16 protein-coding genes and 4 pseudogenes are annotated in these 22,900 nt (G+C 70.6%); 14 read left to right on the top strand and 6 right to left on the bottom strand.

Translation table 11 applies throughout. The features are described from left to right. Positions 1-70: 70 nt before the first annotated feature. From ABIE67_RS03180 to ABIE67_RS03165, 4 genes and pseudogenes are all read left to right on the top strand, one after another. The gene (locus ABIE67_RS03180; RefSeq protein WP_370252831.1) at positions 71-1,063 is read left to right on the top strand and encodes a hypothetical protein; all 993 of its coding nucleotides are present in this window, start codon (positions 71-73) and stop codon (positions 1,061-1,063) included. An 87-nt stretch (positions 1,064-1,150) separates the two neighbouring features. Continuing rightward, a pseudogene (locus ABIE67_RS03175) lies at positions 1,151-2,999 on the top strand (HSP90 family protein). Positions 3,000-3,001: 2 nt separating this feature from the next. Further along, positions 3,002-5,935, top strand: a complete 2,934-nt coding sequence (locus ABIE67_RS03170) for a hypothetical protein (protein WP_370252829.1) — start codon at positions 3,002-3,004, stop codon at positions 5,933-5,935. Positions 5,936-6,058: 123 nt separating this feature from the next. Next, positions 6,059-7,024, top strand: a complete 966-nt coding sequence (locus ABIE67_RS03165; RefSeq protein ID WP_370252827.1) for a YihY/virulence factor BrkB family protein — start codon at positions 6,059-6,061, stop codon at positions 7,022-7,024. A 46-nt stretch (positions 7,025-7,070) separates the two neighbouring features. Here ABIE67_RS03165 and ABIE67_RS03160 read toward each other — a convergent pair whose 3' ends face one another. Then, positions 7,071-7,832 carry a DeoR/GlpR family DNA-binding transcription regulator gene (locus ABIE67_RS03160; protein ID WP_370252825.1) on the bottom strand — a complete coding sequence of 254 codons (762 nt, stop codon included), beginning with the start codon at positions 7,830-7,832 and terminating at the stop codon, positions 7,071-7,073. Between the two features lie 68 nt (positions 7,833-7,900). Between ABIE67_RS03160 and ABIE67_RS03155 the strand changes: the two are divergent. Together ABIE67_RS03155 and ABIE67_RS03150 are read left to right on the top strand one after the other, a co-directional pair. Next, positions 7,901-9,125, top strand: a pseudogene (locus ABIE67_RS03155) (MFS transporter). A 32-nt stretch (positions 9,126-9,157) separates the two neighbouring features. Then, positions 9,158-9,817, top strand: a complete 660-nt coding sequence (locus ABIE67_RS03150) for an HAD family hydrolase (RefSeq protein ID WP_370252823.1) — start codon at positions 9,158-9,160, stop codon at positions 9,815-9,817. A 66-nt stretch (positions 9,818-9,883) separates the two neighbouring features. Here the strand turns inward: ABIE67_RS03150 and ABIE67_RS03145 are convergent, their stop codons facing one another. Then, the gene (locus ABIE67_RS03145) at positions 9,884-10,801 is read right to left on the bottom strand and encodes an AraC family transcriptional regulator (protein ID WP_370252821.1); all 918 of its coding nucleotides are present in this window, start codon (positions 10,799-10,801) and stop codon (positions 9,884-9,886) included. A gap of 96 nt (positions 10,802-10,897) precedes the next feature. Between ABIE67_RS03145 and ABIE67_RS03140 the strand changes: the two genes are divergently transcribed. Then, the gene (locus tag ABIE67_RS03140; RefSeq protein ID WP_370252819.1) at positions 10,898-11,899 is read left to right on the top strand and encodes a zinc-dependent alcohol dehydrogenase family protein; all 1,002 of its coding nucleotides are present in this window, start codon (positions 10,898-10,900) and stop codon (positions 11,897-11,899) included. Between the two features lie 96 nt (positions 11,900-11,995). Here the strand turns inward: ABIE67_RS03140 and ABIE67_RS03135 are convergent, their stop codons facing one another. Next, a complete protein-coding gene (locus ABIE67_RS03135; protein ID WP_370252817.1) occupies positions 11,996-12,742 on the bottom strand; it encodes a dienelactone hydrolase family protein in 747 nt (248 codons plus the stop codon). A 118-nt stretch (positions 12,743-12,860) separates the two neighbouring features. Between ABIE67_RS03135 and ABIE67_RS03130 the strand changes: the two genes are divergently transcribed. Continuing rightward, complete coding sequence (locus ABIE67_RS03130) at positions 12,861-13,373, top strand: MarR family winged helix-turn-helix transcriptional regulator (RefSeq protein ID WP_370252815.1); 513 nt, start codon at positions 12,861-12,863, stop codon at positions 13,371-13,373. A gap of 54 nt (positions 13,374-13,427) precedes the next feature. After that, a pseudogene (locus ABIE67_RS03125) lies at positions 13,428-13,961 on the top strand (class I SAM-dependent methyltransferase); the annotation flags it as partial. A gap of 133 nt (positions 13,962-14,094) precedes the next feature. On the opposite strand, the gene tnpA reads toward ABIE67_RS03125, so the two are convergent. Next, a complete protein-coding gene (gene tnpA, locus ABIE67_RS03120) occupies positions 14,095-14,511 on the bottom strand; it encodes an IS200/IS605 family transposase (protein ID WP_370252811.1) in 417 nt (138 codons plus the stop codon). A 25-nt stretch (positions 14,512-14,536) separates the two neighbouring features. Here tnpA and ABIE67_RS03115 point away from each other — a divergent pair, with 25 nt between their 5' ends. Next, positions 14,537-15,760: an RNA-guided endonuclease InsQ/TnpB family protein gene (locus ABIE67_RS03115; RefSeq protein ID WP_370252808.1), complete on the top strand. Its 1,224-nt coding sequence runs from the start codon at positions 14,537-14,539 to the stop codon at positions 15,758-15,760. A gap of 60 nt (positions 15,761-15,820) precedes the next feature. Next, positions 15,821-16,135: pseudogene (locus tag ABIE67_RS03110) on the top strand (SAM-dependent methyltransferase); the annotation flags it as partial. A 395-nt stretch (positions 16,136-16,530) separates the two neighbouring features. Here ABIE67_RS03110 and ABIE67_RS03105 read toward each other — a convergent pair. After that, on the bottom strand, positions 16,531-16,782 hold the full coding sequence (locus ABIE67_RS03105) for a hypothetical protein (RefSeq protein ID WP_370252804.1): 252 nt from the start codon (positions 16,780-16,782) through the stop codon (positions 16,531-16,533). 232 nt (positions 16,783-17,014) lie between these two features. Continuing rightward, positions 17,015-19,612 carry a rifamycin-inactivating phosphotransferase gene (gene rph, locus ABIE67_RS03100; protein WP_370252799.1) on the bottom strand — a complete coding sequence of 866 codons (2,598 nt, stop codon included), beginning with the start codon at positions 19,610-19,612 and terminating at the stop codon, positions 17,015-17,017. A gap of 571 nt (positions 19,613-20,183) precedes the next feature. Between rph and ABIE67_RS03095 the strand changes: the two genes are divergently transcribed. The 3 genes from ABIE67_RS03095 (at position 20,184) to ABIE67_RS03085 (ending at position 22,814) form a co-directional block, all read left to right on the top strand. Continuing rightward, on the top strand, positions 20,184-20,732 hold the full coding sequence (locus tag ABIE67_RS03095) for a GNAT family N-acetyltransferase (protein ID WP_370252795.1): 549 nt from the start codon (positions 20,184-20,186) through the stop codon (positions 20,730-20,732). 304 nt (positions 20,733-21,036) lie between these two features. Continuing rightward, positions 21,037-21,498, top strand: coding sequence for an SRPBCC family protein (locus ABIE67_RS03090; protein ID WP_370252791.1), 462 nt, complete (start codon positions 21,037-21,039; stop codon positions 21,496-21,498). 176 nt (positions 21,499-21,674) lie between these two features. Beyond that, a complete protein-coding gene (locus ABIE67_RS03085; RefSeq protein ID WP_370252787.1) occupies positions 21,675-22,814 on the top strand; it encodes a hypothetical protein in 1,140 nt (379 codons plus the stop codon). The last annotated feature ends 86 nt before the right edge of the window (positions 22,815-22,900 follow it).

The following is a 22,900-nucleotide window of genomic DNA, read 5'->3' as shown; positions in this document are numbered from 1 at the left end:
GTGGAAGCGGTGTCAGTGGGGCCGTTTATGCTGCACCGCAAGATGACGCGGGACCAGGGGAGGGCGCGGCATGTTCGGGAAGCTGTTCGGCAGGGGTGCGGAGAGACCGGTGACGGATCCGTACGCCCTGTCGGCCCCGCGCAGGCAGAAGAACGGGACCTACACGCTGCGCGCACTCGGGGACACCCGGGTGCTCGCGCTGGTGGAGGCGGCCGACGCGGGGGACTGGGAGGCGGTCAAGGCGGCGCTGGCCCCCTTCGACCTCGGCCGCGAGCAGGCGGTCCTGGGGCAACTGACCGATGTGGACGGAGTGGAGGAGTGGATCGTCCGGGCCGCCGAGGAGGACAAGGACGACAAGGAGCTCCGGGCGACCGCACTGCTGATATCGGGTGCGCGCCATGTCGCCTGGGGCTGGGAGGCGCGCACGTCCGCCCGTGCCGTGGACGTCAGCCGTGAGCAGTGGCAGACCTTCTACGAACGGCTGCGCATCGCCGAGGAGCACTTGCTCGAGGCCGCCGAGCTGCGGCCCGAGTGGGTCACACCGTGGCGCCATCTGCTCACCTCGGGACGCGGCATGTCCATCGACGACAGCGTCCAGGACGCCCGGCTCGTGGCGGGTCTGCGCCGTGATCCGCTGAACCTGGACATCCATCTGGAGTGGGTGTCGCACATCCAGCCGCGCTGGGGCGGAGAGCCGGGCCAGGCCCTGGAGTTCGCCCGGAAGGCCTTCGCCGCCGCGCCCGACGGACACCGGCTCGGCTGCGTCGTCGCCATGGCACATATCGAGGACTGGGTGGAGTCCGACGACCGCGACTGCCTCCAGCAGCCGCGGATCCGGACCGAGTTGAGAGAGGCCGCGGAGCGCAGCATCCTGCACCACGCCTACGAGCGCCGCCTGGGCTGGCAGGGCGACTACAACATCTTCGCCATGGCCCTCTCGCTGGCGGGCAGCAGCAAGGCCTCCAATGTCTTCCGCGAGCTGGACGGTGTGATCACCGAGTGGCCGTGGACCTTCATGGCGGACCCGGAGAAAGCGTACGCACGCTTCCGCAAGGCCTTCTGAGCCACCGGCCACACCGTCCCGCCCGTATTCGGCCGGTCCCGCGGACGACCGCCCACTCCTGCCGTTCCCTTCACCTCGGACTGACCCATGCCCCTGCGCGACAACATCGCCAACCACGCCGCCACCGACCGCACCTTCCAGGTCGACCTCCGCGGCCTGGTGGACCTCCTCTCCCACCACCTCTACTCCAGCCCCCGCGTCTACCTGCGCGAACTCATGCAGAACGCGGTCGACGCCCTCACCGCACGGCATGCCGTCGAGGCTCACGGCGACTTCGGTATCCGCCTGTACGCGGACGGCTCCGTCGTACGCGTCGAGGACGACGGCGTCGGTCTCACCGAAGCCGACGTGCACACCTTCCTCGCCACCATCGGCCGCAGCAGCAAGCGCGCCGAGGGGATCGCCGAACAACGCGCCGACTTCATCGGCCAGTTCGGCATCGGCCTGCTCTCCTGCTTCCTGGTCGCGGACGAGATCCACGTCCTGAGCCGCTCCGCCCGCACCCCCGACGCACCCGCCGTGGAGTGGCGGGGCCGCGGCGACGGCAGCTACACCGTCCGCACCCTGCCCGCCTCCGCCCCGCCCCCGGCCCGGCACCACCGTCACGCTGACACCGCGCACCGACGCGGGGGAGTGGACCCGGCCGGCCCAGGTGCAGGCGCTGGCCCGCCACTTCGGCTCCCTGCTGCGCCACCCGGTCACCTTCGACGACGGCACAGGCGGCCCGGACGGCCCGGGTGTGCCCGTCAACCCCGAGCCCGCGCCCTGGACGGGTACGTACCCCACGCCGGGAGCCCGCTCCCGTGCCCTGGCCGCGTACGGCGAAGAGGTCTTCGGGTTCAAGCCGCTGGACACCATCGAACTGGACCTGCCGGCCGTGGGTCTGAAGGGCATCGCCTGCGTGCTGCCCGAGGCCGTCCCGGCCGGCCGCCGCCACGGCCACCGCGTGCACGTCAAGGGCATGCTGCTGTCCGAGCAGGCCGAGGAGATCCTGCCCGAGTGGGCGTTCTTCGTCCGCTGCGTCGTCGACGCGGAGAGCCTGCGCCCGACGGCCTCCCGCGAGTCCCTGTACGAGGACGACACCCTCGCCGCCGTCCGCGATGCCCTCGCCGAGCGGCTGCGCGCCTGGATCGCCCGGGCCGCCGCCAGCGACCCGGACCTGCTCGCCCGCTTCCTCCAGGCCCACCACCTGGCCGTGAAGTCGCTCGCGGTGCACGACGACGAGATCCTGCGGATGCTCCTGCCCTGGCTGCCGTTCGAGACCACCGACGGGCACTGCACCCTCGACGAGTTCGCGCGCACCCACCGCACCGTGCTCGTGACGTCGAGCGTGGAGGAGTTCCGGCAGGTCGCCGCGATCGCCTCGGCCGCCGGGCTCGGCGTCGTCAACGGCGGCTACACCTACGACCGGGAACTGGTCCACCGGCTGCCCGAGATCAGGCCCGAGGCCACCGTCGCCGACCTCGACCCGGCGACCCTCACCGCCCACCTCGACCCCGTCGACCGGGAGACGGAACTCGCCGCCGCGGCCTACCTCGCCCAGGCCCGCGACGCCCTCGCCGTCTTCGACTGCGATGTCGCGCTGCGCACCTTCCAGCCCGTCTCCGCCCCCGCCCTCCTCATCGACAGCCGAGAGGCCCGGCACGAACGCACCCGCTCCCAGCTCGCCCGTGAGCAGGAGGGCGGCCTGTGGGGCGACATCCTCGGCGCCCTGCGCCAGGAGGCCCCGCGGGCCCAGCTGATCCTCAACCAGCTGAACCCCCTGGTCCGCACCGCCGTCGCCATCGACGAGCCCGAGCTGGCCCGCACCAGCGCCGAAGCCCTCTACGGGCAGGCCGCGATGCTGTCCCGGCGCCCGCTCAGGCCCGCCGAGTCGAGCCTCATCAACCGCTCCTTCCTCGACCTTCTCGCCCACGCCCTCCGCAAGGACAGCTGACGATGCCTACCGCACCCCAGACCACCGAAGAGCTGTACCGGGCGCTCCAGGAGAACGACGGGCGCCCGTACGGCCGTACTCGCACCGTCACCGCCGAGGAACTCGTCGACGCCGCCGAGCAGTTCGCGGAGCCCGTCCCGCTCGTCCACGCGCTCCTCGAACTGCAGGAGGCGTACACCTACGGCTCCGAACCCCGGAAGTCCCCCGTCGTCTTCGCCCGCCTGCTCACCCTCTTCGACGAGCAGCCCGACGTCTTCGACGACCGTCTGCGCCACATGCTGTTCTGGCGGTTCAAGTGGGTGGCCCACGCCCTGCGCCAGCTGCCCGAGATACCGCTGGCCGGCCTGCGCCAGTGGCTGACGGAGATGCGCGACCGGTACGAGAAGGCCGGCCTCGGCCTCCAGCCCTACTACGGGGAGGCGTACCAGCTCGCGGCCCACGTAGGCGAGGACACCACCCTCGCCTACGAGCTGTGGGCGGCCCGCACGCGCACCCGGCTCAGCGACTGTGAGGCCTGTGAGATCTGCCGGCGCGCCCGCCACCACGTCACCGCGGGCGACGACGAGCGGGCACTGCGCACCTGGGAGCCCGTCCTGGCCGGGAAGGAGTCCTGCCAGGAGGAGCCGGCCCGCTCCTTCTCGTACGCGCTGCTGCCCCTGCTGCGCACCGGCCAGGCCGACCGCGCCCGCGAACTGCACCTCACCGGCTACCGCGGCTGCCGCCGCAACCCCTCGATGTCCGGGGAGGTCGGCCGGCACCTGGAGTTCTGCGCGCTGACCGGCAACGAGGCCCGCGGCCTGGAACTGCTCGCCGAGAACCGGAACCTGTTCGACGAGGTCGACTCGCCGCTGGACCAGCTCGACTTCCTCACCGGCGTGGAAGTCCTCCTCCAGCGCGTCGAGGGGCTCGGCCACGGCGAACTGCCCGCCGCCGGATACGCGGGCCGCACCTGGACGGTGGCCGCTCTGCGCGCCGAGGTGCGGGGCCGTGCCGACGACCTCGCCGCCCGCTTCGACACCCGCAACGGCACCACGGCCCACGCCGACCGCCGCAGGAGCCGCCTCGACCGCGCTCCCCTCCTCGACGCACTGGAACTGACCCTGCGCACCCGCAGCCTCGACGAGGTCGTCCCGGCCGCCCCGGTCGCCGCACCCGCCTCCCGTACGGCCGCCGCCGTCCCCGATTCCCTGCCCGAACTCATCGCCCGGGCAAGGACCTTGGAGGAGCAGGGGCACCCGGACGCCCGTGCCTGCTGGGCGCGGCTGCGCACCCTCGTCGCCGCCCGCGACTACACCCACCCCGACGACCCGGCCGTGGGCCCGCTCGTCCAACTGCGCGCCGACCTGCTGGCCGAGGAGGCGGGCCGGGCGGGCGAGAAGGACGAGTACGCCGACGCCGCCGCCCTCCACGGGGAGGCCGCGGCCCTGTACGACGACGCCGGACAGCCCGGTCAAGCGGCGCTCGCCCGCGCCTGCGCCCAGCTCGCCACCGCCGAGATTCCCGCGGAGGGCGCGGACGGAGCCGAGGCGAAGTCGGCCGCGCTGACCGCCGTCCACGCCTCCATGGTTCGCCTGCACGAGGAGACGCCCGGCCTGGCTCCGTACCAGGAGGCCCGCCTGCTGCGGCTGCGGGCGACCGCGCTCGGCCTGCGCCTGCAGACGACGGGGAGCGAGGAGCACGTAGCGCCGGTCTTCGCCGAGGCGGAGCTGCTGCACCAGTTCGCCACCCGGCACGACATCGGCGGGCAGATCTCCGGTGCCCTACTGCTGCGGGCCAGCACGCACGCCCTCTCCGGCGACCTGCCCGCCGCGGTCACCGAGATCGACGCCCTCCTCGACCGGCTGAAGGCACACGGCCCCGCCTGGCACCTGCCCCGCACCCTCGGAATGCGCGCCCGGATCCAGCTCGCCCTCCGAGACCCGCAGGCCGCGCACGCCGACCTCACCGAGGGCCTGCGCCTGGCCGCCGCCTGGCCGGCCGACGCGGTCGACACCGGGCGCCTCCACGGTGATCTGGCCGAGGCCTGCATGCACCTGGGCCGCCCCGACGAGGCACTGCGGCACCTGACGCGCTCCGCGGAGCTGGACCTGCGCGGCGGCAGCCGGACGGACGCCTTCTGCACCTACGGCAACGCGGCCCAGCTCAGCCTCGACCTCGGCCGCGTCGAGGACTGCATCGCGCTGCTCGACTCCCTGCTGGCCGAACCCGACGTCACCGCCGGAGAGCTGGACGACCGGCTCGTCGCCCAGCTGCGCCTGACCCGCGCCCGCGCGCTGCACGCGGGGGAGGACCTCAAGGCCGCCACGGCGGAGTACGTCGCCCTCGCGGCCGAGTCGGCCGGCTGGGAGGACGACCCGGGGAGCCACGCCATGATCGCCGCGGAGACGGCCACGCTCCTCGGCGAGTCCGGCGAGTTCGGCCGGGCCCGCGAGGCCGCGGACCAGGCGATCGCCGCGCACGCCCGGGCCCCGCGCTACGAGCAGCTCAGCGGCTGCCTGCGGGAACTCGCCCGCCTCCAGACCCAGCAGCAGGGCGCCGACGGCTTGCCGGACGCCCTCGCCTTCCTCGCCGACGCCGGCCGCATCGCCGACGAGGCGCGCGCCGCCGAGTACGAGAGTCACGGCCGCTCCCTGGACTCGGCCCTGGCTTACGAACACGGGCGGGTCAACGCCTACGCGGGCGAGTACGAGGACGCACTGGCCGCCTTGGAGAAGGCCCTGGCCCTGCTCGGGGAGCCCGGACCGGAGGACGGCCGCGCCGGCGAGTGGGCCGAGTGCGTCCGCCTCGCGGGCGCGGTCGAGGGCCTCTACCTGGAACGCCCCGCCCCCGCCCTCACCCGCCTCGACGCCGCGGTCTCCCACCTGACCGCCCTGGACCACACCGAGGACGTCGAACCGCTCGTCTCCCTGGCGGCCCGACTGCGCGACGAGGAGTGACGCGGCGCCAGGTCTGCCATACGGGGTCGGCGTATGGGCCGGTGCGGGAAGTGTGAGGTCGGAAGGGGAGGTTGACGGGGCATCCGGACAGGGAGCTGTCGTAGAGCAAGGAGCGTCGAGGCCATGGGTACTGCCGTCCACGTCCCGCAGACCCGGGACATGATCGGGGACGAGCTCTCCGGAGACGAGGCGTTCACCGCCTTGCGCCACTACGGCGGGCTGCGCCTGCTGGCCGACTCCTTCGCACGGTTCCGTTACGCGGACGGCTTCACCAACGCGCGGGCCCTCGCCTTCCAGGTGGTGCTCGGGCTGGTTCCGTGCACCGTGGCACTGGTCGGGCTGGCGACGTCGGTGCACACGGAGGGCGTGGCCCGGATCATCGAGCTGACGCTCGGCCGGATCGTGCCGGGTGCCAGCGCCGAGATCGTCGAGGACGCGTTCGAAGGCACGCGGCGCACCGCGCACGGCGATGTCTGGAGCACGCTCGCGCTGTGGCTCGGTCTGGGCTTCGCGCTGCTGAACCTCGCCTCGGCCATGGGGCAGATCGAACGCGGCGCGAACCGTATCTACGGCATCGAGCGCGACCGTCCCTTCCCGCGCAAGTACGGGCGGGCGTTCGTTCTCGCGCTCGCCGCCGGTCTGCCCCTGGTGCTGGGGTTCGTCGTGCTCGTCGCGGGCGAGCCCGTGGGCGACGCGGTGGCGGACACCGTCGGCCGGGAGGGCGGTGGCCCGCAATGGTGGGCCGTGCTCGACATCCCCGTGGGGCTCGCGCTGGCCTGGGTGGCCTCCGCCGTGATCTTCCGGTGGTCGCCCCGCCGCGTCCAGCCCGGCTACACCTGGCTGGCCTTCGGCTCGGCCGTCCACCTCCTGCTGTGGGTGTCGGCCACCTGGCTCCTCGCGCTGTACGTCGAGCACAGCGGTGCCTTCGGCGCGCTGTACGGGCCGCTCACCGCCTTCATCGCCCTGCTGTTGTGGGCCAACCTCACCGCCGTCGCACTCTTCCTCGGCATCGCGTTCGCCGCCCAGCTGGAAGCGGCCCGCGCCGGCATCGAATCAGCTGTCCAGCCGGACCCCGGGCCGGGCGCGTAGGACGGCACGACGCCAAGGGACGGAACGCCGCCGAGGAGCGGCCTGGTCAGACGGCCCTGACGACGGTGCCGGTGTCTTCGAGCGCGGCGACCTCGTCAGCGGGTGCCGAGGTATCGGTGACGAGGGTGTGCAGGAGTGTGGCGGGGCCGACGTGGGCGTAGGCGGTGTGGCCGAGTTTGCTGCCGTCGGCGGCGACGATGACGCGGCGCGCGGACGCGATGCCGGCCTTCTTCACGGCCGCGTCGTCGAGGTTGTAGGCGGTCAGGCCCTCGGCCGCGCTCAGGCCACAGCAGCCCATGACGGCGGTGTCGAAGCGCAGTGCCGCCAGCGACGCGAGGGTGAGGGGACCGGTGAGGGCTCCCTCGGCTGCCCTCGGCTGCCCACCGGGCACCAGCAGTGTGGCCGGGGCCGGGCCCTCGCCGAGTACATGGATGGCCTGCAGGGACAGCGGCATCACCGTGACCGGCCGCCGGCGCAGCAGATGGGCGACCTCCAGACAGGTGGTGCCGCTGTCGAGGAGGACGGTCTCGCCGTCGGCGATGAGCGAGGACACCTCAGCCGCGATGCGGCGTTTGGCGTCGACGGCCTCGCGAGCACGCAGCGGGAAGGGCGGCTCCTCGCCCCGGAGCAGCAGGGTGCGCGCTCCGCCCCGGACGCGCTCGAGGACGCCTTGCGCGGCCAGGGCGTCGAGGTCGCGCCGGATGGTCATCTCGGAGGCGCCGGTCAGCGCGGCGAGTTCCTGGACCGTGCTCCTGCCCGACTCCCTGACGGTCTGCGCGATGATCCCGTGCCGGTCTGCGTTGCTCATGCCGCGATGGAACACCATCCAAAACGAACATGCAATGTGTGTGAAGTGCCAATTTTCAAACATGCTGCATGTTCATTACGGTCACTGTCATGAATCATTCGCTTCGGTCCGCCCGAGCAGCGACCTTCGTCTACTTCATCCTCTGCGGCACCACGATGGGCATGTGGGTGGTGCACATCCCCGCCATCGAGGAGCGCGTGGGCATCAGCCACGCGACGCTCGGCGGACTCCTGGTGCTGCTCGGGGCTCGGCGCCTTCCTCGGCATGCGGGTGGCCGGGCGGCTGACCGACCGGCTCGGAGCACGCGTCGTCGTTCCCGCCACCGGCGTTCTGTGCAGCGCGGCCCTCGTGCTGCCCGGCCTGCCCCGAGACCCGTGGACTCTGGCAGGTGCCCTGCTCGCCTTCGGCTTCTGCAACGGCTGCCTGGACGTGAGCATGAACGCCCACGCGGTGCACGTGGAGAAGGCGTACGGCCGTCCCGTCATGTCGGCCTTCCACGCCACGTTCTCGGTCGGCGGAGTCCTCGCCGCGCTCGTCGGCGCGGCCACGGCGAGCGCCGGCCTGAGCCCGGCCGCGGGCATGGCCGCGACAGGAGCCCTGGGCATCGTGACCGCCCTCGTGTCGGCACGCGCCCTGCTGCCGGCCGCACCCACGGCAGCCGACACCCACGAGGTGAAGGAGGCCGACCCAGCGCCGGGCACCAAGCACCGCCACACCAGCGGGCGCATCTGGATCCTCGCCGCCCTGGCACTGATGGTCATGCTGTGCGAGGGAGCCGCCAACGACTGGAGCGCGCTCCACCTGAAGGACGTCCTCGGCGCGTCCGCGAGCGCTGCGGCCTTCGCCTATGGCACCTTCGCGGCGACGATGACCGTCGGCCGGCTGCTCGCCGACCGTCTCGTCGCCCGGTTCGGGTCCGTGGCGATCCTGCGCCACGGCGCGGCCGCGGCTGCCGTGGGCATCACGATCGTGGCCCTCTCCCCGTGGGTATGGGCCGCGTTCGCCGGCTGGGCGCTGTTCGGCCTGGGGCTGTCCGGCTGTGTCCCGCAGTTGTTCAGCGCGGCCGGGCACGCCGACCCCGCCGCCGCGGGGGCCAATGTCTCCCGCGTAGCCGGGCTCGGCTATGTCGGCATGCTCGCCGGACCCGCCGTCATCGGCTGGCTGACCCACCTCGTCGCCCTGAACCAGGCCTTCGTACTGCTGACCCTGCTGTGCGCGATCACCGCCGCGGCCGCGGGAGTCCTGCACACCGGACCCGACCGCACGCACGAAATGGCTGCAAGCAGCCACTGAAAGCCCCTCGGAATCCGGAGGAACCCCTCACCATGTCCACCGCCCGGAACATCGTTCTGTTCGACCTCTTCGGGGTCATCGCCCGCCACCAACGCCCGGGTGCCCTGGAGGAGATGGCCGCCCGCTGCCACGTACCCACCGACGTCCTCACCGCGGCCTACTGGGACTGCCGCCCGCCCTACGACGCGGGCCGGCAGTCCGCCTCCGAGTACTGGACCGCCGTATCGCGACGGCTGTCCCTGTCCGTCGACGCCGACACGATCGAGGAACTGCGCCTGACCGACATCGACAGTTGGTCACGCGTCGACGACCGGATGGTCGCCTACGTCCAGTCCCTGCGCGACGTCGCCGAGGTCGCCTTGCTGTCCAACATCCCCTCGGACCACGCGGACGCCTTCCTGGCCGCGCAGCCCTGGCTGCGCCATCTGGACCACGTCGCCTTTTCCGGGAAGATCAAAGTGGCGAAGCCGGACCCCGCGGCCTTCCGTCACTGCGTAGTCGCCATGCGGGCCGCCCCGACCGACTTCCTCTTCGTCGACGACCGCGAGGAGAACGTTCGAGCCGCGCGGGCCACCGGCATGAACGGATACGTCTTCACCGGCCGCGACGAGCTGGCAGCCGCCATCGACACCTGGTTGCCGCAGCGGCAACCCACGAGAAACGACACGCTTCTCGAGACCGACCCGGCCTGACCTGACCGTTTCGAACGTCGCGTCCTCCTGCCCGTACGACGCGATCTGCCCGACCTCTCGGAACGCCTACCCGGCACGTCGGCGGTACAGGCCGGGGGCCACGCCGTACTCCCGTTTGAACGCCTTGGCGAAGGCGAACTCCGAGCTGTAGCCGCTCTGTGCGGACAGCACCCGCAGCGGGGTGTCGCTCTCGCGCAGCAGACGGGCCGCCCTCGTCATGCGCAGCCAGGTCAGATAGACCAGCGGCGGCCGGCCGACCATGGCGGTGAAGCGGCGGGCGAAGGCGGCTCGGGAGAGGCCGCCCCGGTCGGCCAGCGCCTCGACCGTCCACGGACCGGCCGGGTCGGCGTGCAGGGCGTGCAACGCTGCGGCGACCGCCGGGTCCTGAAGGGCGGCCGCCCAGCCGCCGGTCTCCTCCGGGCGCTCGCGCAGCCACCAGGTGCGGATCAGATAGACCAACAGGGTGTCCAGCAGCCCGGACACGATCGCGTGCGAGCCGGGGTGGGGCTCGGCCAGTTCCGTGCCGAGGAGGTCGATGGCGGCACGGAGCCGGGAAGGGCAGCCGACGCGGGCCGGAATGTGGACGACCGGCGGCAGCTCGGTGAGCAGCGGATGGGCCCGTGCCCGGTTCAACTGGTAGGCGCCGCAGAGCAGGAGCGTCTCGTCGCCGTCTGCCGGGCCGGGGTCCGGTCGCTCGGGCCAGGACCCGTCGGGCTCCGGCTCGAAGTCCTCCAGCGGAGTCTCGGGGTGATCGGCGAGGCCGTGGCCGCTCCCGTGAGCCAGGAGGACGACATCACCCGGCCCGAGCCGTACGGGATCGGCGCCCTCGGGGCCCAGCAGCCATGCCGAACCCTGGAGTACGACATGGAAACCGGCGCCGTCGGAATCCGGGAACCGCACACCCCACGGTGCCCGCTCGACGGTGCGCGAGGAGTGCGGGCGGCCGGTGCGCATGGCCGCGATCACATCGCTGAGAACGTCCATGGCCGTACCGTACGCCCAGCCGTGAAAGACGATCAGACATAAAAGAGGGATACCAGGACATGGATCGTCTCTGACCACCGGCCTACGTTCTCCTTCATGACAACTTCCTCTCTTACCAAGGCAGTTCTCTTCCACGAACTCGGCGGCCCCGAGGTGCTGAAGGTCGAGGACGTCCCGTTGCGTCAGCCGGGCCCCGGCGAGGTCCTCTTCAAGGTGGAGGCCATCGGGCTCAACCGGGCCGAGGCGCTGTTCCGGGCGGGCGGGTACTACTACCAGCCGACTCTGCCCGGCTCACGCCTCGGCTACGAGGCCGCCGGTGTGGTCGAGGCGGTCGGTGACGGCGTGACAGCGTTTCGGCCCGGCGATTCCGTGATGGCCGCCGCCGACTTCGACTTCGGCGTCCATGGCGTCTACGGCGAACAGGTGCTCCTGCCCGAGGACTCGGTCGTCAACCGGCCGGCGGGGGTGGACGCGGTGACCTCGGCGGCCGCATGGCTGACGTACTCGACCGCGTACGGCGGCCTGGTGGAGACCGCCGCACTGGCCCCCGGCGATCACGTCGTCATCACCAGCGCATCCAGCGGGGTCGGAACGGCCGCGCTCCAGACGGCCCTGCGGCTGGGCGCCATCCCGATCGCGACCACGCGGGGGGAGGCCAAGAGGCAGCGGCTGCTGGAGTTGGGCGCGGCGCATGTGATCACGACGGACTCCGAGGACCTGGTGAAGGAGGTGCGACGGATCACCGGAGGCAGGGGCGCCGAGGTGGCCTTCGACGCGATCGGCGGCCCCGGCTTCGCGGCCTTGGGCGACGCGTTGACGCCGGGGGGTACGGCGGTGCTGTACGGCTGGCTGGACCCCCGCCCCGTCCAGCTCTCCATGAACTGGCCGCAGACCGTGCACACATACGCGAACGGCGTCCTCGCACGCACCCCCGACCACCGCCGCCGCGCGTCCTCCTTCATCGGCTCGGGGCTTGCGGACGGGACGTTGGCTCCGGTGATCGCCGCGACCTTCGACGGCCTGGAGAGGATGCCCGACGCGCACCGCCTGATGGAGTCGAACACGCACACAGGGAAGATCGTTGTGACCCTTGGCTAGGGCCTGTCGTTTGGCTCAGGCCGGCTGGGAGGTGCGGCGCCTTTCAGGCGACGCCGGGATGATCCAAACGACAGGCCCTAGCTAGGTCCCGCAGTGTCAGCGGCCGGTCAGGGTGCGGCCGAGGAGGGGGAGCAGGCGGTCCCAGTGGCGCCGCAGTGCGGCGGCGTTGAAGGCGTCGGTGTCGGACATGGTGAAGCCGTGGACGGTGCCGGGGTAGATCTCGGAGGTGTGCTCGACACCTGCGGCATCCAGCGCCCGGTTGAGCTCGTCGAGGGCCTCGGGCGTCATGTCGGTCGCGGCGTGGCCGAGGTGGACCTGGGCGGTGAGCTGGGAGAGGAGACGGTGCAGGTCGTCGGGTCCGCCGGCAGCCACGGGCCCGTGGAATCCGGCGACGGCGGCCACCTGGCCGGGGTGGGCCGCGGCGGTGCGCATCGCCAGGAGGCCGCCTATGCAGTAACCGGTCACCGCGACCGGACCGGCGCCGACCTCCGGCTGGGCGGTGAGGAACCTGAGGTAGGCGTCCGCGTCGCTCAGGACACGTTCGGCGGTGTGCGCCTCGATCAAGGGCATCAACTGGGCCATGACGGCGGGCCGGACGTCTTCTCCGATGTGCTCGGGAAGCTCGATCACCGGTGCCGGGCCGTGCCGGTAAAAAAGGTTGGGGACGAGCACGTAGTACCCGTGGCCGGCGAGCTCACGGGCCAGCTCCCGCAGCACGGGCCGGATGCCGAAGCCGTCCGCATACATCAGCACCCCCGGGTGCCGCTCGCCGTGCTCGGGGAAGACGGCGAAGGCGTCGGCCTGACCGTCCGTGGTGGGGATCTGCAGTGTCCTGGTGGGCAAGCTCTTCCTTACCTTCGAGACCTTCGAGTTGACTCAAGTAACGTTAGTCGCACTAACGTTTTCAGCCCGAGGGAACGTACATCGTTAGTGCGACTAACGCAACGGGTAGAGTCGGGCCATGACCAGAGCCGAAGCAGCCGACATGACCGACGGGGGCGCGCTCCGGACGCCCGACAGGCTGCGTCGGCGGGCGAGCCGGCTGCTGTCGCAACTGACCATGCGGTCGGACCGGCTGATCGGCGAGGGGCTGGCCGAGGCCGACGCCCGCAAATGGCACTACGCCGTGCTCGCCTCACTCCAGGAGTACGGGCCGGCCAGCCAGGCGGAGCTGAGCCGACGCTCCGGCATCTACCGCAGCGACATGGTCGGTGTGCTCAACGAACTGGCCGAGCGTGACCTCGTCGAGCGGTCGCCGGATCCCGACGACCGGCGCCGCAACGTCATCACGATCTCCCCCCAAGGCCGCCGCCGGCTACGCAGCCTGGACGGCGTCCTGGACGACCTCCACGACGAACTGCTGGCACCACTGAGCCCGGAGGAGCGCGACCAGTTCGTGCAGTTGCTGATTCGCTTGCTGGATCACCACACCCGAACGTCTCTGCCTCCTGAGGCAGAGCGGCATCCGGCATGACCTCGCTCGGGAGGCTGTTTCATAAGCGGCCCCCCGGGGCCCTAGGGTGCGGCCATGCGCGACGACACGCCTGACGAAAGGCGCCGCGTCCACTTGAGTAAGACCTTCGACGAGGATGCGGAGCTGTACGACCGGGCCAGGCCCGGCTATCCGCCGGAGCTGTTCGACGACCTCGCCGACGTGGCCGGTGCCGGCCCGGGCCGCCATGTCCTCGAGGTGGGGGCGGGTACCGGCAAGGCGACGGTGCCGCTCGCTGAGCGCGGTTGCCGGATCACCGCCGTCGAGCTGGGTGCGGGCATGGCCGCTGTCGCCCGGCGCAACCTAGCCGGGTTCGAAGCGGTGAACGTCGTGACGGCGGACTTCGAGACCTGGCCGTTGCCACAGGAGCCGTTCGACACGGTCGTCTCGGCGACGGCGTTCCACTGGATCGATCCGGCGGTGCGGATGGCGAAAGCCGCCGACGCGCTGCGGCCCGGCGGCGCCCTCGCCGTGGTCGCCACGCAGCATGTGGCGGGCGGCAGCGAGGAGTTCTTCGTCGAGGTACAGGACTGCTACCGGAATTCATTCGCAGTGCATCGGCCTTCAGGCCGGTGGTGAAGCGCATCTGTTGGTCGTGACCGCGGAGCATCGCGGATTCAGGTCCGGCGGAGCCGGACACCGCAGTTCTTCGCCTGTGGTGCGGAGCGTCGCGAGGGCTGGTGCCGGCGGAGCCGAGCGATGCTCACACCGGCCGGTTCTGCTGTTCGATGTACTGCTTGATCACGGAGAGCGGGGCGCCGCCGACGGTTCCGGCGAAGTAGGACCCGGACCACAGCTTGTTGGCCCGCCAGTAGTGCCGTACCAGGTCGGGGAACTTCTGGCGCAGGCGGCGGGAGGAGACACCTTTGAGGGAGTTGACCAGCTTGGTCACGGCGACTTTGGGCGGGAAGTTCACCAGCAGGTGGACGTGGTTGTCCTCGCCGTGGAACTCCACCAGCTCGCACTCGAAGTCCGTACACACCGACCGCATGATCTCCTCCATGCGCCTCAAGTGGGCATCGGTGAATACCTTGTGCCGGAACTTGGTCACGAAGACCAAGTGGACGTGCATCACGAAAGTACAGTGCCTACCAGTTCTGATGTTCTGCATCTCGCCCATAACCCAAGTTTGTATCGTGATGGTCATGCAGCTTCGGTACAGCTTCCGCCTGTACCCGGACACCGGTCAGCAGACCGCGTTGGCGAGGGCGTTCGGGTGCGCCCGTGTCGTGTTCAACGACGCGGTCCGCGCTCGTGAAGACGCCCGCAAGGCCGAGCAGCCGTTCCCCAAGGCCGGGGAGTTGTCCACGCGATTGATCACCGAGGCCAAGCGGACAGCGGAACGGTCTTGGCTGGGCGAGGTCTCCGCGGTGGTGCTCCAGCAGTCCCTGCGGGACGCCGAGATGGCGTACCGCAACTTCTTCGCCTCCCTCAAGGGCACCCGCAAGGGCCCCAGGACCGGCCGGCCCCGCTTCAAGTCCCGCAAGGACAAGCGGCAGTCGATCCGGTTCACCGCCAACGCCCGCTGGAACATCACCGACAGCGGCCGTCTGAACGTGCCGAAGATCGGTGCGGTGAAGGTGAAGTGGTCCCGCACGCTGCCCACCACTCCCACCTCCGTCACCGTCATCAAGGACGCGGCCGGGCGGTACTTTGCCTCCTTCGTCATCGACACCGACCCCGCCACCGATGCCGCCCGGATGCCCGACACCGACCAGACCATCGGCATCGATCTGGGCCTGACGCATTTCGCTGTCCTGTCCGACGGCACGAAAATCGACTCCCCGCGCTTCCTGCGGCGCGCGGAGAAGAAGCTGAAGAAGGCCCAGCGGGAGCTGTCCCGCAAGCAGAAGGGAAGCAAGAACCGCGCCAAGACCCGCCTGAAGGTCGCCCGCGCCCACGCCAAGGTCACCGACGCACGCCGCGAGTTCCACCACCAGCTCTCCACGAAGCTGATCTCCGAGAACCAAGGGATCGCCGTGGAGGACCTGTCGGTGGCGGGACTGGTCCGCACGAAGCTGGCCAAGTCCGTGCACGACGCTGGATGGTCCTCGTTCGTCAGCATGCTGGAGTACAAAGCAGAACGGTACGGCCGCACCCTGGTCAAGATCGGCCGGTTCGAGCCGACCTCCCAGACCTGCTCCACCTGCGGCGTCAAGGACGGAGCCAAACCCTTGAACGTGCGGGAGTGGACCTGTACCGCCTGCGGCACGGTCCACGACCGAGACGTCAATGCCGCGATCAACGTGAAGACGGCCGCTGGACTGGCGGTATCGGCCTGCGGAGCGCCGGTAAGACCAGGAGCAATCCCGGCACAGCGCGAAGAAGCAGGAAGCCACGGATTCCCGACCGAACCCCGTGCCGCGTAGCGGCACAGAAACGATCGAGAAGGCCAGAATCCTCGGGCTTCAGCCCGAGGTGCAAGTCAAGAGCGCTTCGACCCGGCCACACCTCCGGGGCTGCGCCCTCCCGCCGCCGAGGAGGTCGACACCTCGGACCACGCGGACGAGGGCGCACGCAGCGGCCGGTTCGGCCCTGTCGTCTTCCGGCGCTACGAGTGGGACCTGACGTACACCACGGCGCAGTACCTGGAGGTGCTGCGGACCTACTCCGGCCACCGGGCGCTACCGCAGCACGCCAGGCAGGGGCCCCTGGGGTGCATCGACGGGCGATACGGAGGCCGGGTCACCAAGCGGTACCTCACGGAGCTGCGGGTGTCGCGGACGGCCCACGCTCGTCGGTAGGCCGGAGCAGGCCGGCACTCGGACGGAACTCCTGAGCGGTGCCGCCCGATCCGGTGCACCCCGGCATCCGGCTCCTCCGTCACCACGGGCGCAGATGCTCGATCGTGACACCGTGCCGTTCGGCCAACCGCTGGGCGATCAACGACCGATGGCATGCTTCTGGGTCGCGCTCGACACAGAACAGCGCCGCGACCTGAGAAGGCGGACGTCTGCCTGCCGCAGCCGTCGCAGGAAAGACCGGCCGTCGAAGCCTTTGTCGCCGGCCCGCCCTGTAGGCCGACTGGCGTCGGCGGGCCTGGGCCCCGGCGGGGCCGGACCAGTCGGGGGAAAGTCCCCTGCCCCCGCACCGAGAGCGTCCCGGTGCGGGGGCAGGGGAATGAAACGCGGCCTCGGCCTCAGCGACCGACGGGCTGGTCGAAAACAGACCCGCCCTGGCCGAACCCAGATGCATCCTGGCCGAAACCGGATGCGTCCTGGTCGGAATCAGATGTGCCCTGACCGAGAGCCGGGGCGGCCGGAGAGCTGCTGCCGAAGTCAGCTCCGAAGTTACTCATGTCGTCGTTGTCGTCGGCGATGGCCTGGGCCGCGCCTCCGAGCAGAACAGTCCCGGCGAAAGTGATGGTGGCCAGGACGGTACGTGCACGCATGTGCGTCTCCTTCGGTTCGGTGTGTGCTCGCCAGACGTATGCCGCCCGCCTGTGTGCGAGAAGCGCCGACCGGTGTACAAACACCCGAACAGGCGGCGCACATGGCGCTACCGGCGCCCGGCCCCTCGCCGAAGAATGGCTGGTCCACGGACAAACGGTGTTCGCGTCGGCCTCGAGCTCGCCAGGACACCGTGGACTTGCTTCTCGACGTCTTGCTTCCCGACGTGGTCGGTCAAGGCAGGATCTCGACGTACCCGTCGGCTCCGTGCACGCGGATCCGCTGCCCGTCCCGGATCAGCCGGGTGGCCAGCTCCACCCCCACGACGGCCGGCAAGCCGTACTCCCGGGCGATCACCGCGCCATGGGTCATCAGCCCGCCCACCTCCGTCACCAGGCCCGCGATTCCGACGAACAGCGGCGACCAGCTGGGGTCCGTGAAGGGGGTGACCAGGATGTCGCCCGCTTCGAGATCGGCCTCCGCCATGTCGAGGATGACGCGGGCCCTCCCCTCGACGGTCCCGGTGGAGACCGGAAGGCCGATCAGAGCCCCGGCCGGCACGTCGTCGCGCCGGTAGGCCCCGGTGACGGCCTCGCCGTCCGATGTGAGCACCCGGGGCGGCATGAGCGCGTGGTACGACCGGAACGCCTCCTTGCGCTCCTGGATGAGCCGGTCATCCACCTGCTTCGTGCGCACGGCGTCGCGGAGTTCCTGGAACGTGAGGTAGAAGATGTCCTCCTTCTCAGAAAGGACGTCGGCCTGCACGAGGCGCTCGGCCTCCCCCAGCAGGGCCTGTTTGTAGACGAAGTAGCGGCTGATGATGTTGTACTTCGGGTACTCCCGGTACCCGATGAAGGTTCGGACCCGGTCGGTCATCCGCTTGGCCTCGTCGGCCTTCCGGTCCCCGTCCGGCAGCGCCCGCAGGCGGGACAGCACGTCCTGTTCCTTCTCCTGCGCCTTCCGCCGGCCTTGCTCGAAGCGCCGCTCGGCCGCGCCCGGTTCGAAGTTCCTGACGTTGTCGAGGATCACGGGCACGAGCGTGGTGGGGCGCTCGCGCCACCGTGGCCTCGTGATGTCGATCTCGCCGACGCAGCGCATGCCGTACCGGTCGAGGTAGGCCTCGATGGCGTCGCGCGCTTCGGTCCCGCCCGCGAGCTTCGGCAACTCGTCCAGGAAGCCGTCGTCCTCGACGCCCCGCAGGAACGCCACCACCTCCGGCTGCCGGCGGACCACGTCCGCGACGTCGAGCAGCGCCAGTCCCATCTCCGACGTGATGTTGTCGGGGGCGGACAGGGTCAGCGTGTCAGCCGCGTTCTTCTCGCCCAGCCACTCCCGCAGCTTGTCGTTGAGCCACCACGTGGCCTCCATCCCCGCCATGATCACCTGCATGCTCAGCGGATCACTGAGGACCCGCTTGTGCTCCTCGAAGGCCTCCAGCAGGAAATCGAACAGCGCCGGGCCGGTCTTCGTCCGGATGTCGCGCTCCAGGTCGGCGATGGACGCTTGGCTGCGCTCGATCAGCTCGGTGACGATGGCCGGATCGGTCTCGATCGGGGCGGGCGTACCCCCGGCCGGCGGCCCGCCAGGGCCCGCGTCCGGGAGGGACGGGACGAAATCGCCGCGGTCGAGGACTGTCTCCAGCGCGTCCCTGATCAGCGGGTCGCCTCGCCCCAGGACGTCCAGGAGGCCGGCGCGGCTCGCGGGTGAGGCCAGGCGCCGGGTGACGTCGACGAACAGCCTCCCGCCGGCCTCGTGCATCGGCACCACGGCTGTCAGCTGCCACATGGAGAGCCCCAGCGGCTTCATGGGGTCGGTCATCATCTGCCCATGACCGACGGAGACGTAGACGTGATTCTCCTGGTCGCCGGTCTCGGGAGTGGGGAACAGCGTCGTGATCGGCCGACTCTGAACGATCTGGAAGCCACCATCGACCAGGCACCATTCGATGTCCTGAGGGCGGCCGAAGTGCGCTTCGATCCGCCTCCCGAGCTGTACGAGCCGCACGACCTGAGCATCCGTCAGCGCCGGCTGCTCCTGCCGCTGCGAGTCGATCGCCACTTCCTGCGTACCGCCGGCCGGCAGGGCGTGAACGGCACGCTGTTTGGCGGAGATCGCCTTGGCGACGACTTCGCCGTCCCGCACCTTGAAGACGTTTGGGTTCACCAGGCCGGAGACCAGAGCCTCACCGAGGCCGAAGCCGGCGTCCACGGTGGAGACCTTCCGGTTGCCCGTGACGGGGTCGGCCGTGAACAGGATGCCGGACGCCTGCGGGAAGACCATCCGCTGCACGACCACGGCCATGTGGACCGTACGGTGGTCGATACCGTTGCGCTGACGGTAGGTCACGGCCCGCTCGGTGAACAGCGAGGCCCAACACCGGCTGATGTGCTGGAGGATCGCCCTCGGCCCCACGACGTTCAGGTACGTGTCCTGCTGGCCGGCGAAGGAGGCCGTCGGCAGGTCCTCTGCCGTCGCGCTGGATCGGACGGCGTAGGCGGCCTGCTGGCCGACTTGGGCGAGCGTGCGGGTGATCGCCGCCGCGAGATCGTCCGGGATGGCAATTCCTTCGATGGTTCGGCGAATCTGCGCGCTGAGCGTGCGGATCGCCTCCCGGTCGTCCGGGTCCAAGCGCGACAGCTGATCGAGCCGACCGTCGATCGACGGCGCTTCCGCCATGATCCGCCGGAAGGCATCCGTCGTCACGCAGAAGCCCCCCGGCACGCGGATGCCCTCGATCCGCGACAGCCCGCCCAGGTGCGCGCCCTTGCCGCCGACGAGCGCGACCTGTGTCTCGTCGATCTCCTGAAGGTCCAACACGTACTGCTCGATCATTGCGATACCTCCGAGGCAGCCGTGCTCCGTCGTACAGAGGCGGCCGATCGAATGACCGGCGCCCCCAACTCTGTCGAACCTCTTGTCGTGCAGGTCCTCATGCCTGATTGCTTTCCCTCTGACGAGTCGGCTTCGACGTCACTGCGCCCCCTGTACGTCGACAACAACGCACGCACCTCGTGCTCCCCGTTTCCGCAGGTTGTGGCCTCGGCCGACGATTCTGCGCCGTGACCCGGGGCTTGCGGCAAGCCCCCTGGCGCGCTATACGTTGAGAGTGGCAAGGAGAGTGTTCTCCTTGCCCTTTCCTATGGCCGTCCGCTGGGACGCGGACGCTTGACGGTGCCGTAGCTCAAATCGCCCAGCACGCAAAGCGAATGGCCCCCGCCACCCCACCCAGATCGTGGCCCGGCTGTCCCGCCGCACCGACCAGATCGGGCAGAGCCGGAAGTGGCCCGCACCGGTGGCCTCTGATCAGTGGATCTCGCGCCTGAGCAGAAGCCGTTGTCGCTGTCGCTGTGGCTGTTCGCCGTCCGAGGCTCCTGCCCGGGGGGCGTGCGATAGGTTCCCCGCCATGACTGAGCTTGGACCCGTCGTCTGGCCTCCTGCCCCGATCAGGACCGAACGGCTCGTGCTCCGTGAGTCCGAAGCCAGGGACCGTGAGGCGTTCATCGAGCTGTTCGCCTCGCCAAAGGTGGGCACCTACGTCGGTGGCTCTCGACCGCGTGATGAACTCGAGCGCGCGGTGCCCGAGGTGCCCGGGCGGCGTCCTGGCCTTTTCGTGATCGAGCTCGACGGGGCGATGATCGGCATGATCACGCTCGATCGGCGCGACGCAGAGCGACCGGGTCACGTCCGTCCGGATGCCGGGGAGGCGGAGCTCGGCTATATGTTCCTGCCGGAGGCGTGGGGGCGCGGGTACGCCGCCGAGGCGTGCGCAGCGGCACTCGACTGGTTCGCCGACGCGCTTCCCCGCGAGCCGGTGGTCCTCTGCACCCAGCCCGCCAACGACCGCGCGATGCGCCTCGCGGCGAAGCTGGGGTTCACTGAGGTGGAGCGGTTCGAGGAGTACGGCGCCGAGCAGTGGTTCGGGGTGTGGTCCTCGGTCACGGCGTCCGGGTGAGGTTGCGAGGTTGCGGCCGACAGCGTGGATCCACGAGGCCACCGGTCGGTCGTCGGCCTGGGCGCGCCGTCTTCTTGGGGCGCGGGCGTGAAATCCTGGCGGGCTCCCGCTCCGGTGGGGGCCTCGGCCAGAGGCTGGAGCGGAGCGTGCCGAGCCTGTTTGCCGCCTCGTGGTGTTCCGAGGCCTCGCGGCCGTGAGTCCTTCCCGGTGGTTCGTGTGGCGGATCTGACGGGCGACGGGTGACAGGTCGTGCTTGTAGGCGGGCGGTGCCTGGGTACTCGGGCGGCGTGAAAGGAGGACCGATATGAGCACGGTCAAGGAAGCGGTGGAGGTCGAGGTTCCGGTCGGCACCGCCTATAACCAGTGGACGCAGTTCGAGGAGTTTCCGAACTTCATGGAGGGTGTCGAGGAGGTCACACAGCTCGACGACCGCCGCAATCACTGGACCACGAAGATCGGCGGGGTTCGGCGTGAGTTCGACACCGAGATCGTCGACCAGCTCCCTGACGAGCGGATCACCTGGCGGTCCACCAGTGGTGACACCCAGCAGAAGGGCACGGTCCGCTTCCAGCGCGTGGACGAAACCCACACCCGGGTGGAACTCGTGATGGATGTGGAACCGACCGGAGCCGTGGAGAAGGCGGCGGACATGTTGGGGACCATCGACCGGCGTGTGAAGGGCGACATGCGGCGTTTCAAGGACTACATCGAGCACCGGGGGAGTGAGTCCGGAGGCTGGCGTGGCCGCATCGCGCCCGGTGGATGACTCCGGCCGTGGATCCTTGCAGACGCGCTGACGCCGTTGTCAGCCAGTCGGGTGGGGGGCGCTCTGGGCTGCGGTCTTTCGCCTTCCAACCCGACTGGTCTCAGGTCTTGGTGTCTGGTCTGGGGCGCTTGCCTTGGTGCTCGGTAGGAGGCCCGCCGCTCATGTGAAGATGTGGCATGGCGTGGCTGGGGAAACACCGCAGGCGGACGGTCGGGCTCGTGGCCGTGGCGGGTGCGGTGCTGGCGCTGACGACCTGCGGCCGGGGCGGAGCGGGTGGAGTCGGGAACTCCGCGGACCGTGAGGCGGAGTACAGGCGGGTCATCGAGGATCCGCACCCGCGGCCGGGAGCTGTCGTCGAGGCGGCCGGGGCGCCCTCCGGTGTGGTCGTCGCGGGTGACGGTTCGCTGCTGCTGACGTACGACGCCGGCAATGTCGAGGACGGCGAGGGGCCGGCCGCCTCCGCCTGGCGCATCGTCGGCCCCGGCGGCCGTACGGTCGCCGAGCACGCGGAACACGTGGACGCGGAGGCGGTGCCGGCCGCGTTCAGGGGGGTGGGCGGCGGCTTTGTGCGGGTGCCGCCGGGGGAGGGGACCGGGGGAGCGTACGTCCTCGATGTGCGCGGCGAGCGGCGCAAGGCCGTCAGCACCGGGACCCCGTTGCGGACCCGCCCCGGCGACGTCCTGCTCGCCGAACTGGAGCCGACCCTCCTCTATCGTCCCGCCACGCGCACTGTGGCGCCCCCGTTCGGAGTGCCGGACGACGCCATCCGCTTGGCCGTCGATGAACGGGGCACGGTCTGGAGCCTGGAACAGCCCCTGACGGAAGACCCCGACCGCATCGTTTGGCAGCGCGACGGTCGAACCCTTGGCTCCCGGGCTGTCCCGAAGCAGTACGCGGGGGGTGTTCTCGCCGCGCGGGGTGGCAGCGCGGCGCTGTCCCTGACCCGGGCCGGGGGTGTGCGCGGCCTGCTGGTGACGACGGATGGCGGAGCGCACTGGCGCACGGTTTTCGGCGGCGGCATTGCCTTCGGGGGCCTGAAAGGCGGCCCCGAGGCGCTGGTCCTTCACCTGCTCAGCGACGGACGGCTGCTCGTCGGTGAGGAAGGCGGCCGCTACTGGCTTGCCGACGACCGAACCAACAGGGCGTTCCAGGAGCTGAAGACGCCGGTGAGATTCACGTCGTTCACCGTCGACGGCACCACGCTCTATGGCATCGCGGATGCGACGACGGCGACGTACGGCCTGGTGAAGGGGGAAGGGCTGTGGGTCTCTCACGACGGCGGCCGTGAGTGGCGGCGCTATGAGCAGCGCGGGTAGGGGGACTCGGCGACCGGCTGGAGCCGGAACCAGAACCGGCAACGTGTTGTCGGCGCATGCCGGGCGGCTTGGCTGGTGGTGAGCTT

This window comes from Streptomyces sp. V4I8, from assembly GCF_041261225.1.
In the GTDB taxonomy this organism is placed as follows: domain Bacteria; phylum Actinomycetota; class Actinomycetes; order Streptomycetales; family Streptomycetaceae; genus Streptomyces.
Note: the sequence above shows the minus strand (reverse complement) of the source record. Positions and strands in the feature narration are given on the sequence as shown.